Consider the following 16,093-nt stretch of genomic DNA (forward strand, 5'->3'; position numbering starts at 1 on the left):
AAATACACTTATTTTTAAAAAAGCAGAAGCATTGCTGCGCTCCTGCCTAAATTATTATTTATTTTGGTTTAATTGTTTAATAAATTCCCTCATAAAGCCAGGCAGGTCTGGCCAGGCATGGCCGGAAACGAGATTTCCTTGAACATGGAGATGGTTTGCAATATAAGTCGCTCCTGCCGCTTCCACATCTGGTTTGCAGGCAATATAGGCAGTTAGCTCGCGGCCTTCCATATACTTGCGCACCGTTGTTAGCACGAGACTAGCATGGCAAATGGCACCGACTGGTTTGTTTGCCTCAAAGAAATGGGCAACAATTCGCGGCACATTCTCATTTAAGCGGATATATTCCGGCGCCCTTCCCCCTGGAATAATCAGCCCGTCAAATTCCTCAGGATTTACATCCTCAAACGCAGTTTGGGCTTCGATTAAATATCCTTTGCTTTCCGTATAAGTATCCCAGCCGATAAAATCATGAACGACCGTCTGCAGCTTCTTTTTCGAAGGAGCTGCGATTTGCACCTCAAACCCTTCTTCCAAGCAGCGAAAATATGGATAATAGACCTCCAGCGCTTCTACAGCGTCCCCTGCTATAATAAGGACTTTTTTAGACATTGAAAATTCCTCCTCTCTAAAAATAGGGCCTTTGCCCTTTATTTATATATTCTGAATCTCGAATTCTATTTCCTTCCAATTTTATTTTTTTCAGAAGTTGGACACTCGAAGGTTTAATAGAAAATTAACAAAATGTTCAAGAACAAACTAATGCCAAGATCGAAATCTTTAGTAAACTTGAGGTGGATTTTTGAGAAAAGAGAGGACGTGGACTATGGCATATAAGCCCCGAGTTGAGCCGGATTTTTTGAAAATTATGAGGTTGTTGAATGCACGTGGAAATTTAACCGAACAAGAAAGGAGATATTATGAGAATAAACAAAAGGGATATGATGGAGAAGTAATGTTTGACCAACTGGTAACTGAACAGCTCAGGTGTGAAGGACTTGTTTTAAACGATTTGCTTTTCAAATTTAATAACACCTATTTCCAAATTGATACCACAATAATTTTTAAAGAAACAATTAATCTTTACGATGTAAAAAACTTTGAAGGCGATTACTATTATGAAGGCGAGAAATTCTTTGCCATCAATGGGGAGGAGCGAAAGAATCCACTGCTCCAGTTAGAAAGATGCGAATCCTATTTTCGCCAATTACTCCATAGCCTCGGCTACAAGTGTAACGTTGTATCTCACCTTGTTCACATAAATCCTGAATTTACCTTATACCAAGTACCTCGAAATTACCCAATTATCTTTCCATCGCAATTAAATTCCTTACGAAAAAAGTTAAACAATCACCAATTAAAATTAGGAGACTATCACAAAAGGCTTGCTGACAAATTAATATCCATGCATTTAATTAAGTCCCCTTATGAAATGGTGCCTGCTTATTCGTATGAACAATTAAAAAAAGATATGATTTGTGATAAATGCCAATCTTTTTCGATTTTGGTTGTAGACGGAAAGCTGGTGTGCGAAGATTGCGGCCACCAAGAGATGATTGAATTTGCGATTTTGCGGTGTGTGAAGGAGTTTAAGCTGCTTTTTCCAGAGAGGAAAATTACAACTATTGTTATTTATGAGTGGTGTGGAAGAGCCGTTTCTAAAAAGATTATTAGACAGGTATTAAAAAGGTATTTTAGAACAATAGGATATGGTAGATGGTACTATTTCGAGTAAATAACTAAATCATTAATAGGAGCGCATTCTTCTGTATTACTAGGCTTCATTTATTATAGAAAGTTTCTAAAAACCTTGTTCATGTTCTTTTCTCTTGGGTTTGGGCACGTAGAACTTCCCTACGTGACCTTGTTCTTGTTTTTTACTTAGGTCCGGGCGCGTAGAACCTCCCTACATGACCTTGTTCTCGTTTTTCACTTAGGGGCGGGCACGTAGAACCTCCCTACGTGACCTTGTTCTCGGTTTTCACTTGGAACCGGGCACGTAGAACCTCCCTACGTGACCTTGTTCTCGTTTTTTACTTGGAACCGGGCACGTAGAACCTTGCTACGTGACCTTATTCTCGGTTTTCACTTGGGCCGGGCACGTAGAACCTCCCTACGTGACCTTGTTCTCGTTTTTTACTTAGGTTTGGGCGCGTAGAACCACTCTATACGTCCACTTTTTATATATCAAATAATAGGGTGTAATTAACCGTGCTTTACACCTTTCCGACCATTCCCTTTCGCCGCCAATAAACATAAAAAACGCCGAATAGAATAAGTGCCAACAAAATAATGTAAATACTGTATTTAGATAAATATCTCTCAACCAAGATCCAGTCCTGCCCAAGTCTTTTTCCTAATGTGATGAATGTAAAGGTCCACAATAGTGCTCCACTGTAGGCATAAACGATAAATTTTTTAAGCGGATATCTATTTATGGCAGCCACGTAGGCTGCCAGGTGACGGATTCCTGGGATAAAATAGCCGACTAGCAAAAGAGGCGGCCCAAATTTTTCAAACAATCTTCTGGTTCGATTGATTTTTGCCTCGGTAATGTGAAATTTCGGGCCATACTTTAACAGCAGAGGCAGCCCGAATTTATATCCAATCAAGTAGCTAAGGGAAATACCGCCGACGGCCCCTATAAAAGCACAAACCAATGATGTTAGGAATGCCATCTTCCCTTGGAAAACATTATAACCGACGTAGGTCAAGAGCACCTCGTCAGGTATCGGCAATCCAATAATGCCGCCGATTAAAGCAATAATGATACCAAAATATCCATAATGCATAAGCAGATAATCTATATGCTGCTCCACTCTTATCCCCGCCTATTTAAAACAATTCAACATTCTTTATATTGATATTAAACCGCACAAATCATGCATTTAGCAAATCCGTTTATCCCACATATAATCTAAACAAGCTCTTGAATAGTTTTACCAATAATTAGGGTAATCTATTTTTTAAAAAGAAGAAAGAGATGAAGCCAATGCTGTTCAGACTATTTCTATTGTCCGTTACTTTGGTTATAACAATGTCCTTTACTCAATCTATCAATGGGCAAGAATTGAAACATATGAACCTTCATTATGGTGCAGATGTGAAGCAAACATTAGACATTTATACACCAAGTGGTAAAGAGAGCATAAATCACCCGGTTATCATTTATGTCCATGGCGGCGGCTGGATGCGCGGGGATAAATCTAATGTCTCGGATAAGCCCTCTTTTTACACAAACAGGGGGTATGTATTCATATCCGTTAATTACCGGCTCCACCCAAATGCAACGTACAATGACATGGCGAATGATATCTCTACCGCGGTGAAATGGGTTTACGACCGTGCTGACCAATATCATATAGATAAACAACGGTTCAATTTGATGGGACACTCTGCAGGCGGACATTTGATCATGCTCATCGGTACGGATCATAGCTATTTGCAGCATGCGGGGATACCAGCAAACACGGTACAATCCATAGTGAACCTGGATGGGCCAATCGACTTAGTGAAGTTTCTCCCTAAAAATGAGCAATATAAAGAGGTTTTTGGATATGATCGTAACGCATGGATGGAGGCATCACCTGCTGCTAATGCTATTAATCAACACTTGCCGCCCATGTTGTTGGTTACCCAAAACAGAAATAGCGTTTTTGATTTTATAGAAAAAACAAAAAACGCCGGCAATACAGCAGATATATTTGTAACCCATTCATTAACACATCGGGAGATTACCAAGCTGCTTGGTTCAAATAATAACTCGGCTGAAGCGATGAGTTTGACTAAAGCAGTAGAGAATTTTCTGAGGACTCATAACTCAATGTAAGAGCGCTTTTGGATAAAGGGTAAGCTGGGGCTTACCTTTTTCTTTGCTGTTATTTACTCGCTTTTAGATTTTGAGGCAGAAGAACCGTCCCCATGTCTCACCCACGTCTCAAAGATTTACATTGTCTTTACTTTAGATTTACATTTCCCTAATAAAGGATTAACAATTTGTATGTATTCTTGAATGGGGGTGTATTATGAAAACTAAAGTACTTGTTGTAGATGATGAACAGTCTATTGTGACGCTTCTTCAATATAATTTGGAGCAGGCTGGTTTTGAAGTTATAACAGCGATGGATGGTGAAGAAGGAAAACTGTTAGCGGAACAGGAGTCACCGGATATTATCGTTTTAGATGTAATGCTTCCAAAATTAGATGGAATGGAAGTATGCAAACAACTTCGTCTTGAAAACATCAAGACTCCTATTATCATGTTGACAGCAAAAGATGATGTATTCGATACCATATTAGGTCTTGAGCTTGGCGCCGATGATTATATGGTAAAGCCATTCAGCCCGCGAGAAGTAATTGCCAGAGTAAAAGCGATCTTAAGAAGAATCCAGGCCCAAGCGGAGCAATCTTCTGAAAAGACTAATGAGGAGCAACAGGAAATAGTAATTGGTAATTTAGTCATCCATCCTGAACGATATGAAGCCTACCTTCAGAAAAAACCGTTATATTTAACATTAAAGGAATTTGAATTGCTTCTATTTCTAGCCCAAAATAAGGGTCGAGTGTTAACCCGGGAGCAGCTGCTCAGTGCTGTTTGGAATTATGACTTTGTAGGGGATACTAGAATTGTCGATGTAAACATCTCGCATTTACGAGAAAAAATAGAGGAAGATACCAAGCGGCCAGTTTATATTAAAACGTTACGTGGACTGGGCTATAAACTTGAGGAGCATAAAGACGAATGACCATTTTTAGGACAAGATTAGTAATGGCATTAATTGCCCTAATCAGTTTCGTATTAGTTTGTTTAGGAATATTGCTTGGTGAGCTGCTTAAAAGCTTCTACATTGAATCAATGAGCGATGGCCTAAAAATGAACATCATATGGGGCATTGCCTTATTCCTTGTCATTGCTGTAGTGGTCATTATTTTTCTTGGAATAAGAATTATCTCAAAGTTTACAAAACCAATTGTTGAAGCAACAGATGTTGCTATTGAACTTGCCAAAGGAAATTATCGGGCAAGAACAAACGTAAAACGTCTGGACGAAACAGGCTTGTTGGGCACATCCCTTAATAGACTTGCCCAGAACCTTCAAGAACTCGTTAAATCCCAAGAAATGCAGCAGGAGCAGCTTAAGGTATTGATTGAAAATATGGGAGCGGGTTTGGTCCTAATTGATAGCAAGGGATACATTAATTTAATAAATAGAGGATTTATTGATATTTTTCAAGTTAGCCAAGCCGATTATTTAAATAAGCTTTATTACGAAGTCATCGATCAAGAAGAAATTCGTGATTTAGTGACCGAAGTTTTTCGGCTAGAACAAAAGGTAAGTAAACAATTACTCATTCCATTATTAATTGAAAGAAGATATTTTGTTGTATACGGCGTGCCGATTATTGGAACAAATCATGTTTGGAAAGGTGTTTTGCTCGTCTTTCACGATATTACAGAAATTAAAAAGCTCGAGCAAATGCGAAAGGATTTTGTCGCAAATGTTTCACATGAATTAAAAACCCCGATTACATCGATTAAAGGTTTTACTGAAACTTTGTTGGATGGTGCGATGAACAATCAAGAGACGCTAGTATCGTTCCTGTCCATTATTTTAAAAGAAAGCGAACGGCTCCAATCACTCATACAAGACCTTTTAGACCTTTCGAAAATAGAGCAGCAAGGCTTCAAGTTAAACATACAGAAAATCGATTTATTTAAATTGCTTGAAGACGTTATTACACTTCTCCAAGGGAAGGCTGAGGAAAAGAAAATTAGCCTCGAACTTCTTTGTCCAGAGGAACACGTACAAATACATGGGGATGTAGATCGGCTGAAACAAGTGTTTATCAATTTAATTGGCAATGCTATTACCTATACACCAAGCAATGGGAATGTAGGGGTAATCCTTCTCGAGCATGGCGAAACTGTCCGTGTTCATGTTAAAGATACAGGCATAGGAATTAAAAAAGAAGAGATCCCCCGTATTTTTGAGCGGTTTTACCGCGTCGACCGTGCCAGGAGCAGGAACTCCGGCGGAACAGGTCTTGGCCTGGCCATCGTTAAACATTTAATCGAAGCCCATCATGGTCAAATCAGTGTAATAAGTGCTCCTAGTGAAGGAAGCGAATTTATTATTGAACTTAAAAAATAATTGCTTTTTATTATTGAAGAAACAGTTCACTTTCCTGAACTGTTTTTTCTATGTTCGATTTGAGATAAGGTTTTAACCTAATCTTTTCATTCCCTTAACAAAACTCTAATACGCGCTTAACAAGTATTTTGTTTAATTGAATAGGAGAGTTTAACTTTTCTATTATACGAGGAGGGTCATCCTAATGAAAAAGATGTACTTTGGAAAGAAATATCCTACTATAGCTCTTGCTCTATCATTAACAATTCCTGCCCTAACACCCGCGGCAGCTGCATCCAATAATCAAGTAACAATTGATTCTGTTAAGTTTAATGGAATGCCAGCACCTACTACTATTGATAAAATGGTAAAAACGTACACAGAAGCAACAGTAGATGTAAAATACAGCAATGGTGAAGTAAAGAACTTCCCGCTTACTTATAAGAAACTATTTAAATCTGAAGATAAAGTGGCTATCAATAAAGGTGAGCTGATTCCTGCTGGTACTCCGATTGATGTAAACGGAAATCCGATCATGGATACTAGTGTAGAAGGGAAGCCAACGTACTATGTATCCGATGCTCCTGATTCCAATAGTTTATTAAAGCCAATTGCGGGAAAACAATACATGGTCACCCATTATGAATACCAAACGATTGATGCTGCTGGCAAATCCGCTTATGGAATTGTTCCTGCATCCATGTCCCTGACAACTCTTGACCAAAATAATAAAACCGGTGAACTAACAACGAAAGAGGTAAAGAAGATTGATTTTTCGAGCGTAAATGGTCTTTGGATTCCATGTAATGGATCCCTATCACCTTGGAATACCCATTTAGGTTCTGAAGAATATGAGCCGGATGCCCGCAGTTTTGAATTGGATTCAACATCTTATGCCAGAACTCAGGTAGAAAGCTTTGCAAAGCTTTATTTCGGGGATGCTTCAAAGGCAAATCCATATTTCTATGGATTCATTCCAGAAATTACTGTAAACAAGGATGGTTCTACATCTGTTGAAAAACATTACAGCGCCGGCCGTTTCTCGCACGAAGTAATGAAGATGATGCCGGATAAGCGCACTGCCTTCTTCGGAGATGACGGATCGTATACAACGATGTTTATGTATGTAGCAGATAAAGCGAAGGATCTTTCTGCTGGTACACTCTATGCAGCGAAATTCCATCAAACAGGAACTGAGAATGGCGGTGCTGGAGACTTGGAATGGATTAAACTCGGTCATTCAACTGATAAGGAAGTCAAAGACATCATTGACAGCGGCGTTAAATTCAGTGATATTTTCGAAACATCCGATGCACCGAAAGAAGGCTTTAAAGCTATTAAGCAATATTCATACGGGAAAACGGAATACTTGAAATTGAAGCCTGGTATGGAAAAAGCCGCCGCGTTTTTAGAGTCCCGCCGTTATGCAGCAATGCTTGGAGCTACAGCTGAATTTAACAAAATGGAAGGCGTTACCCTAAACGAAAAGGACAAGAAAGTATACATTGCGATTTCTGACCAAAGCAAAGGGATGGAAGCAAGCTCCACGGATCCAGTTGATGATATCCATCTTCCAAAAATTAAATCTGGTGTTACGTATCAATTAGATTTAACAGCTGGACAAAAGGACAGTCAAGGCCAAAAGATTAACAGTGAGTATGTAGCGGCTAAAATGTCTGGGCTTATTGCTGGGAAGGACATGCCATCTGCAGATGCATATGGAAATACAGCAGATGTGAATTCAGTAGCCAATACCGATAATTTAAGCTATTCCGAAGCATTAAGAACATTGTTCATTGGTGAAGACAGCGGAATGCATACCAATAACTTCGTATGGGCCTACAATGTTGAAACAAAGGAATTATCAAGAGTTTTATCAGTACCAGCGGGGGCTGAATCAACTGGTTTATATGCAGCAGATAATCTAAAAGGGCACGCTTATATTATGAGCAATTTCCAGCATCCTGGTGATGAATTAGATACAAAGAACATTTCTGCCGTGGATAAAGAGGAATTAATAAAGGCAATGGAAAAAGAAATTGGTATTAATCGTACCGGCGGGGTTGGATATATTTCTGGACTTCCTTCTTTAGAAGATTTGAAAAAATAAATAGGTAAAGATGATGATTAAAACTTTGCTCCGGTAATCTACTGATTCCCGGAGTTTTTTCAGGTCCATCTAACTGCTTTCGTTGGGAAATCCCCGGTGCTTTTAGTTTATTAAATATTTAAAAAGGAGGCTGCCCCAAAAGGTCGTTGAACAACGACTCTTTTGGGGCAGTTTTATATTTATTGTAGAGTCGCAATGGAAAGATTTTTCTATTTTTTGTTTAAAGTCGCTAATTAAATTTTTACAAGGGTCCGTACTTTTCGGTTGGGGGTTCAGGTTAAGCACCCAGTCTGATTAGTAGACGGAAAAATTCCGCTTAATCAGTAATTATTATTTAAAAAGTCCTAAATAGGCGAAGAGATTCCGCCTATTTACTCAAAAAACTCGAAAAGGTGAGATTTTGCTTTGCATAATCGGAAAATCTCCCCTTATATCCCCCGAAACGAGCTATATTCTGCATTTAATCGGAAAATCCCCGCTTATTTTATTTTTGCTGGTTACTCGATTAAGGACAAAGCATCTTATTTAATAGAGAGTGAGTTTTATCTCATAAATCCAAAAGAACTTCATTTTGATGGCATTACGGTAATCCGATTACAAGTAAGCGAGGTTATAAATAAGGGTTGTGTATTCCTAATAAAGAAACTCGCCAATTACGGCGAGTTTTACTTTTTTATATACCGATAACGATGCCAATACCACTGTCATTTCGGCTCGTATTTTAAGAAAAGCACCTCAAAACGGAACCCTTTAATAAAAAAGGGGCTGCCCCTAAAAGTTACACTTTTGGGACAGCCTCTTTTTGTGAACATTATAGATTTTTTTGTTTTCCTTCAGCGTCACGTTCTACTTTCATTTTCGTTACAGGAAGGTAACCTTGTTCTTTCAATAAAGTTGTTTGAACATCGTCACTCATTAGGTAGTCAAGGAATGCTTTTGCAATTTCAGTTGGCTCACCTTTAGTATATGAGTGCTGGTATGCCCACACTGGGAATTTACCAGATTGAACGTTTTCTGCAGTTGCTTCAACGCCATCGATTGCAAGTGGAGTTACAGTATCATCAGTGAAGTAAGAGAATGCAAGGTAACCGATCGCACCGTCTGTTTCGCTAATAATCTTTTTAACAGTGTTTGAAGAATCCTCAGTCACGCCTTCAGCAGGTGTTGCACCGTCAAGAGCAAACTTATTGAAAATGGCACGAGTACCTGAAGAGTCAGGACGGTTTACAAGAACGATTTTTTGATCTTCCCCGCCAAGTTCTTTCCAGTTTGTGATTTTACCAGTGAATACTTTGATTAAGTCATCTTTTTTAATATCTTTAATTCCAACTTTAGGGTTAACAGCTGCAGTCATTCCTACAACAGCTACTTTATGGTCTTTAAGTTCGCTTGCTTTATCAGGAATTTTTTCTTCAGCAAAAACGTCTGAGTTACCAATTTGAACTGATCCTTCAGAAACTTGTGATAAGCCTGTACCAGAACCGCCCGCATTTACTTGAATATCAACTTTAGGATTTTCAGCCATAAATTCTTCTGCTGCCGCTGCAACTAATGGCTGCATTGCAGATGAACCAGAGATAACTAATGAACCTGATAGTTCTTTCTTTTCCTCAGTTTTAGGTGTTTCTTTGCCGGTATTCCCCTCTGTCTTTTCTGTAGAAGCTCCGCCTCCACATGCCGCCATAAATACCATTAATGCAGCAAATAATGTAAGAAGGCTTAATTTTTTCAAGCTTTTCATCGTATTGGTTCCTCCTCAGGAAGTTTGATTATATTTATTTGCCTTACACATATAAAGATAGTCCAATAGTATTAACGTGGTTTTAATTGGATGTAAAGGTTATGTAAAAATAAGTTAAAAAGCGAGAATCATAAATTTACAAAAAACATGGGGCGGTCCATCTGCTTCCTGGATGAAAGCAAGAGAACCGTCCCCATGTTTCTATGCATTCAAATCATAACGTTCCCCAGTCACAAGGTAAATAACATGCTCTCCAATATTAGTTGAGTGATCCGCAATCCTTTCGATATATCTGCATACAAATGCTAACTGACAGATGGATTCGTAAATATCGTATCCGTGATGTCATATTCTATCAAATCACCGCTCAGGAAGAAGGCTGTTTTATCAGAAATACGCGCCGCCTGCTGCATATTATGAGTAACAATGATGATTGAATAGTCCTTTTTCAACTCCACGATAAGATCCTCAACCTTGGCATTCGAGATAGGGTCCAGCGCTGAAGATGGCTCGTCAAGGAGCATGACAGTTGGCTTCATAGCGATCGTCCGGGCAATGCAGAGACGTTGCTGCTGCCCTCCAGACAGTGATAATGCAGATTTATGCAGCCGATCTTTTACTTCCTCCCATAATGCTGCTTTCTGAAGACTTTCCTCAACGATTTCATCAAGCTTGCTTTTCTTTCTGATGCCTGCAAACTTCAAAGCGTGGGTGATATTATCGTAAATGGATTTTGGAAATGGATTCGGCTTTTGAAAGACCATCCCTATTTCTTTCCGTAACGCTACAACATTGATTTGATCTGATAATATATTTAGGTCATCATAGATAATTTCTCCTTCTGCCCTTGCTCCGGGTATCAAATCATTCATCCTGTTGATACTTCGCAAAAAAGTCGACTTTCCACAGCCGGATGGGCCGATAAGGGCAGTTACTGAATTTTCTTCAATATCCATGGAAATTCCATTAACTGCTCGTTTTTCACCATAGAATATTTCTAAATTTTTCACATGCAAAACCATATTTCTTTGCTGATTTTCATTACGTTGAGCCATTTCTGTTTCGGCTGGTCTTTGCTTCATAGCTGTCGCCATATTTTTTCACCTGCTTTTATTTAGTTGCCGTAATTTTGCGATGAATCAAACTTCCAATCCATCTTGCCAATAAATTAAAAATTAATACGGATAGGACTAAAACGGCAGCCGCACCGCTTGAGACCTCTTCCACATCAGGAATTAAGCCCTGCGTATTGACAGCCCAAATGTGTACTGCCAAGGTCTCAGCCGGACGAAAAATATTTAAAGGGGAAGTGGCAGAAAAGGGGTTCCAGTTTGCATAATCAAGTCTTGGTGTAGACAAGCCGGCAGTAAATAATAATGCCGCTGCTTCCCCAAATACACGGCCGGAAGCAAGGATGATACCCGTTAAAATAGTGGGAAAAGCGCTAGGCAATATAACCGTTTTAATGGTGTGCCAATGGGTAATCCCTAATGCAAGGCTGGCTTCTTTTAACTCCCGGGGAACAGACCGAATCGCATCCTCACTCACCCGCACAATGACTGGCAGATTAAATACAGTAAGAGCTAATGCCCCCCCTAAAATCGTATAACCCCATCCAGTTAAATTAACAAACATCAATAAACCAAACATCCCAATCACAATTGAAGGCAGAGAGGCTAAAACTTCGATACAAGAACGAATAGTATCAGTAATCTTACCCGGCTTAGCATACTCTGCCATATATATGCCTCCGCCTAACCCTAATGGGACGGCAATTACCATGGTAATCACCAATATATAAAGGGAATTGAACAATTGATCGCGGATTCCCCCTCCAGCTCTTACGTTGCTTGAGGGAGATGTCAGGAAATCAAGCGATATATTTTTTAGCCCGTTAACCAAAATATAGTAAAAAAGGCCAACAAGAATCAAAATGATAATAAGTGCGATTGCATAGAACACACCAGTAGCTATTCGATCAGCGGTTTTCGTATTCATTATAATTTCCTCCTTGCTGATAAATAACGAATGAGGAGAATAAATGCGAACGACATGACTAATAGAATCAATCCCATTGACCAAAGCGTATTATTTTCCACACTTCCATATGTAGTATGACCCATGTTTAACGTAATAATGGTAGTTAACGTGGCAGATGCATCCAATAAACTTGAAGGCAAACTCTTCACGTTCCCTATGACCATTTGGACAGCTAGTGCTTCTCCAAATGCTCTTGCCATTCCAAGTACAATAGCTGTCAGCAGTGATGGCATAGCAGCAGGAATAAGCACTTTTTTGATGGTTTGCCAACGGGTGGCACCCAAAGCAAAAGAACCTTCTCTTAATGCCCCTGGCAGAGAACCCATTGCATCGGTAGCGATAGATGTTACTGTAGGCAAAATCATAATGGAAAGAACAATGGTTCCGGAAAGCAGGCTAAACCCAAGTCCTCCTACATTTTCCCTGATAAACGGGACTAATACAGAAAGCCCGATGAACCCATATACAACAGAAGGAATTCCAACTAACAACTCAATAACAGGCTGTAATATTTTTCTACCCCAAGATGGGGCAATTTCTGTCATAAAGATGGCCCCGCCAATCCCTAATGGTGCTGCAACAAGTGCAGAAAGAAAGGTGACGGCAAATGACCCAAAAATAAACGGCAGCGTACCATATTGCGGATTAGCCTTATCAGTAGGATTCCAGGTCTTACTCGTTATGAATTCAATTAAGCTAACGCCATTTCTTATAAAGGATTGGAGCCCTTTTGTCCCTAGAAATATCGTAATGGCAATGGTGGCAGAAATCATAATAACCGCACATAAGATGACCAGGGTCTTTCCCCTAAATTCTCCACCCAGCCAATCTTGGCCGGATTTCATCAGCCTATCTTTTGCAGAACTCACTTTTTCCATATTGCACCAACCCCCTATAAGGGTAAATGTGGTGACACATTTACCCTTTTACTGCCAAATGCGATTATTTGTTTGTTTGATTCCCCTTGGCATCACGTTCTACCTTCATTTTTGTTACAGGTAAATATCCCTGGTCCTTTAACAAAGTATTTTGAACATCGTCTGACATTAAATAGTCTATGAATGACTTCGTAACGCCGCTTGGTTCACCCTTTGTATAAGAGTGCTCATACGCCCAAATTGGGAATTTACCTGATTGGACATTTTCGTCTGTTGGTTCAACGCCGTCAATCGATAGTGGGGTCACCTTATCATCGGTGAAGTAGGAGAATGCCAAGTAACCAACTGCCCCATCTGTTTCATTGACGATTTTTTTTACCGTGTTAGAGGAGTCCTCTGTAATTCCTTCCGCAGGTGTTGCTCCATCAAGCCCATATTTATTAAAGACTGCCCGCGTTCCGGAAGCATCCGGGCGGTTCACTAAGACGATTTTTTGATCTTTACCACCGACATCTTTCCAATTTGTCACTTTGCCCGTAAACACCTTAATTAAATCAGCTTTTGAAATATCCTTTATGCCAACGTTTGGATTTACTGCCGCAGTGATTCCTACAACTGCAACTTTATGGTCCACCAATTGGTCAGCCGGAATCCCTTCTTTTTCTTCTGCGAACACATCAGAGTTTCCGATTTGAACAGACCCTTCAGCAACCTGGGATAATCCCGTACCAGACCCGCCCGCATTGACTTGAATGTCAACCTTTGGATTATTAGCCATAAATTCTTCCGCCGCCGCCGCTACAAGAGGCTGCATGGCAGATGATCCGGAAACGACTATCGACCCGGAAAGTTCCTTTCCGGCTTTATCACCGGTATCTTTAGTTGTGTCTTTTTTCGTTCCGCCGCCGCACGCAGCTGCAAATACCATTAAAGCTACAATTGTTATCAATAGGCTGATTTTTTTAAAACCTTTCATTTGTGTAAATTCCTCCCGGATAAGGCTTAGTATTAGGAATTGCATTATACTTTTTTATGATGCCTTTGCCAAAGATAAATATTTAAGTTTGATAAAAAACTTTCAAGGCAAGCAACCTTTACTTCACTTGCTGCACTTGTCCTAAGATATTCCTAGTGTTCTGTGAATTTATTTTTTCAAAAAATTGAACATTAGAAGGGAGAACAAATCAATGAAGAAGAGAGGGATTAGCGTGTTCGAAAGTGAAGAAAACAAAAATGAGGCTAGAGAAGCAAATCAATATTTAAATGAAGAATTTAAAGATTATAGTGCAAGGTATTCTCAGGTAAACACCGAAACAGAAAAAGCAAATCAGGAAATTCAGGAACAATTCTATGGAGAAAATAAAGAAAACAATCTGCTTCCTTTTCATGTTGATAGTAATACCCCTCCCATAAAAAAATAGCAAGCGCTAGAACAGATGCATGGGGACGGTTCTTCTGTCTCCTTTTAAGGTGGAAACAGGAAAAGCCCGTCTCCGCATCAAGTTGCGCCTAAATACAAAAAAAGACGGTTCTTATGCTTCAAAAACTGAAGCAAAAGAACCGTCCCCATGCCTTACTCCACTGTTACCGACTTCGCGAGGTTGCGTGGTTTGTCGACGTCGCAGTCGCGGTGCAGGGCTGCGTAGTAGGCAAGGATTTGTAATGGTATGACAGAGATAAGTGGTGTTAATAATTCGTGAACTTCTGGAATGACGAAGCTGTCTTCGTCCATGTTAAGTCCGTTCATTGAGATAATGCACGGGTTGGCGCCGCGGGCCACAACTTCCTTCACATTGCCGCGAATGCTTAAATTAACGCTTTCCTGAGTGGCAAGAGCAACGACCGGAGTCCCTTCTTCGATTAAGGCAATCGTTCCATGCTTTAACTCGCCGCCAGCAAAGCCCTCTGCTTGAATATAAGAAATTTCCTTAAGCTTCAAGGCGCCTTCCAAACCAACATAAAAGTCAATGCCGCGGCCGATAAAGAAAGCATTCCGTGTGACTGAGAAGAATTCACGGGCAATGACTTCAAGTATTTCCTTAGAGTCACATAGAACATCCATCGCGTTAGCAACTAAGCCAAGCTCATGAATCAGATCAAAGCCAACTTCTAAACTGCGGCTCTTGGCTGTCACTTCGGCTAAAATCGCAAGAACTGCCAACTGTGCTGTATAAGCCTTAGTCGAAGCTACAGCGATTTCCGGACCGGCATGCAGCAATAAAGTATAATTAGCTTCACGTGATAAGGTCGATCCAGGCACGTTTGTAATCGTCAACGCTGGATAGCCCATTTCTTTTACCTGAACGAGCACGGCACGGCTGTCGGCAGTCTCACCGCTTTGTGAAATGAACACAAACAATGGCTTTTCAGATAAAAGCGGCATATTGTAGCCAAATTCGCTGGAGATATGGACTTCAACCGGAATTTTTGCCATTTTTTCAATGAACTGCTTACCAACAAGTCCTGCGTGATAAGAAGTCCCTGCAGCAATGATATAGACGCGGTCCGCAGCGTTTACAGCATCAATGATGTCGCGGTCAATCACAAGCTTGCCCTGCTCATCTTGATAATGTTGAATGATTTTACGAATAACAGCAGGCTGCTCATCAATTTCCTTCAACATATAGTGAGGATATGTCCCCTTTTCAATATCGCTGGCATCAAGCTCGGCTGTGTATGGCGTACGGCTGATGACTTCTCCATCTAAGTTTTGAATAGTTACAGCATCTTTTGTTACGATGACGATTTCTTTATCCATTAATTCAACAAACTGATCGGTGACTTGAAGCATTGCCATCGCATCGCTTGCGACCACATTGAAGCCGTCTCCTAGGCCGACAAGCAGCGGGCTTTTATTTTTTGCTACATAAATGGTGTTGTTGTCTTCTGCGTCCAATAGCGCTAGTGCATATGAGCCATGCAAAAGTGTCAATGTTTTGCGGAAGGCCTCTAATACGCTTAGGCCTTCATTTGCAAACTTCTCAACAAGCTGCACAATGACTTCTGTATCGGTTTCACTTTTGAAAGAAACATCCGCTAAATATTCGCGCTTTAGCAGGTCATAGTTTTCGATGACGCCGTTGTGAACAAGCGTAAAGCGGCCGGATGCGCTTTGATGCGGATGGGAATTTCCTCTGCTTGGAACCCCGTGTGTTGCCCAACGTGTATGGCCAATTCCAACGTGTGCCAATACT

At 40.2% G+C, this 16,093-nt stretch carries 14 protein-coding genes and 1 pseudogene; 6 read left to right on the plus strand and 9 right to left on the minus strand.

Features of this window, described 5'->3' with window-relative positions:
* Positions 1-54 precede the first annotated feature (54 nt).
* Positions 55-612 carry a DJ-1/PfpI family protein gene (locus ACNQGS_RS23145; protein ID WP_491489389.1) on the minus strand — a complete coding sequence of 186 codons (558 nt, stop codon included), beginning with the start codon at positions 610-612 and terminating at the stop codon, positions 55-57.
* Between the two features lie 256 nt (positions 613-868).
* Here ACNQGS_RS23145 and ACNQGS_RS23150 point away from each other — a divergent pair, with 256 nt between their 5' ends.
* Positions 869-1,735 carry a nuclease-related domain-containing protein gene (locus tag ACNQGS_RS23150; protein WP_491489390.1) on the plus strand — a complete coding sequence of 289 codons (867 nt, stop codon included), beginning with the start codon at positions 869-871 and terminating at the stop codon, positions 1,733-1,735.
* A 481-nt stretch (positions 1,736-2,216) separates the two neighbouring features.
* On the opposite strand, the gene ACNQGS_RS23155 is transcribed toward ACNQGS_RS23150, so the two are convergent.
* Complete coding sequence (locus ACNQGS_RS23155; protein WP_491489391.1) at positions 2,217-2,819, minus strand: DedA family protein; 603 nt, start codon at positions 2,817-2,819, stop codon at positions 2,217-2,219.
* A 173-nt stretch (positions 2,820-2,992) separates the two neighbouring features.
* Here ACNQGS_RS23155 and ACNQGS_RS23160 point away from each other — a divergent pair, with 173 nt between their 5' ends.
* The 4 genes from ACNQGS_RS23160 (at position 2,993) to ACNQGS_RS23175 (ending at position 8,240) form a co-directional block, all read left to right on the plus strand.
* Entirely contained in the window at positions 2,993-3,829 is an 837-nt protein-coding gene (locus ACNQGS_RS23160) for an alpha/beta hydrolase (RefSeq protein WP_491489392.1), read from the plus strand.
* A gap of 196 nt (positions 3,830-4,025) precedes the next feature.
* Positions 4,026-4,745 (plus strand): response regulator, encoded by a 720-nt coding sequence (locus ACNQGS_RS23165; protein WP_491489393.1) that lies wholly within the window; start codon positions 4,026-4,028, stop codon positions 4,743-4,745.
* On the plus strand, positions 4,742-6,151 hold the full coding sequence (gene pnpS / locus ACNQGS_RS23170; RefSeq protein ID WP_491489394.1) for a two-component system histidine kinase PnpS: 1,410 nt from the start codon (positions 4,742-4,744) through the stop codon (positions 6,149-6,151). Before ACNQGS_RS23165 ends, pnpS begins: the two co-directional genes overlap by 4 nt.
* 184 nt (positions 6,152-6,335) lie before the next feature.
* Positions 6,336-8,240 (plus strand): PhoX family protein, encoded by a 1,905-nt coding sequence (locus ACNQGS_RS23175; protein WP_491489395.1) that lies wholly within the window; start codon positions 6,336-6,338, stop codon positions 8,238-8,240.
* 811 nt (positions 8,241-9,051) lie between these two features.
* Here the strand turns inward: ACNQGS_RS23175 and ACNQGS_RS23180 are convergent.
* The 6 genes and pseudogenes from ACNQGS_RS23180 to ACNQGS_RS23205 form a co-directional block, all read right to left on the minus strand.
* Positions 9,052-9,981: a phosphate ABC transporter substrate-binding protein gene (locus ACNQGS_RS23180; RefSeq protein ID WP_491489396.1), complete on the minus strand. Its 930-nt coding sequence runs from the start codon at positions 9,979-9,981 to the stop codon at positions 9,052-9,054.
* 201 nt (positions 9,982-10,182) lie between these two features.
* Positions 10,183-10,299 (minus strand): annotated as a pseudogene (locus ACNQGS_RS23185) (PhoU domain-containing protein); the annotation flags it as partial.
* Positions 10,287-11,063 (minus strand): phosphate ABC transporter ATP-binding protein PstB, encoded by a 777-nt coding sequence (gene pstB, locus ACNQGS_RS23190; RefSeq protein ID WP_491489402.1) that lies wholly within the window; start codon positions 11,061-11,063, stop codon positions 10,287-10,289. The gene pstB and the pseudogene ACNQGS_RS23185, both read right to left, overlap by 13 nt.
* Before the next feature lie 28 nt (positions 11,064-11,091).
* Positions 11,092-11,979 carry a phosphate ABC transporter permease PstA gene (gene pstA / locus ACNQGS_RS23195; RefSeq protein WP_491489397.1) on the minus strand — a complete coding sequence of 296 codons (888 nt, stop codon included), beginning with the start codon at positions 11,977-11,979 and terminating at the stop codon, positions 11,092-11,094.
* Positions 11,979-12,899: a phosphate ABC transporter permease subunit PstC gene (pstC, locus tag ACNQGS_RS23200; protein WP_491489398.1), complete on the minus strand. Its 921-nt coding sequence runs from the start codon at positions 12,897-12,899 to the stop codon at positions 11,979-11,981. The genes pstA and pstC overlap by 1 nt, the downstream gene beginning before the upstream one ends.
* A gap of 64 nt (positions 12,900-12,963) precedes the next feature.
* A complete protein-coding gene (locus ACNQGS_RS23205; protein ID WP_491489399.1) occupies positions 12,964-13,875 on the minus strand; it encodes a phosphate ABC transporter substrate-binding protein in 912 nt (303 codons plus the stop codon).
* 211 nt (positions 13,876-14,086) lie between these two features.
* Here ACNQGS_RS23205 and ACNQGS_RS23210 point away from each other — a divergent pair, with 211 nt between their 5' ends.
* A complete protein-coding gene (locus ACNQGS_RS23210; protein WP_491489400.1) occupies positions 14,087-14,320 on the plus strand; it encodes a hypothetical protein in 234 nt (77 codons plus the stop codon).
* 152 nt (positions 14,321-14,472) lie between these two features.
* On the opposite strand, the gene glmS is transcribed toward ACNQGS_RS23210, so the two are convergent.
* On the minus strand, positions 14,473-16,093 hold a 1,621-nt coding region (gene glmS, locus ACNQGS_RS23215), incomplete at its 5' end, for a glutamine--fructose-6-phosphate transaminase (isomerizing) (RefSeq protein WP_491489401.1).

Source organism: Neobacillus sp. PVCKKU3, assembly GCF_058323225.1.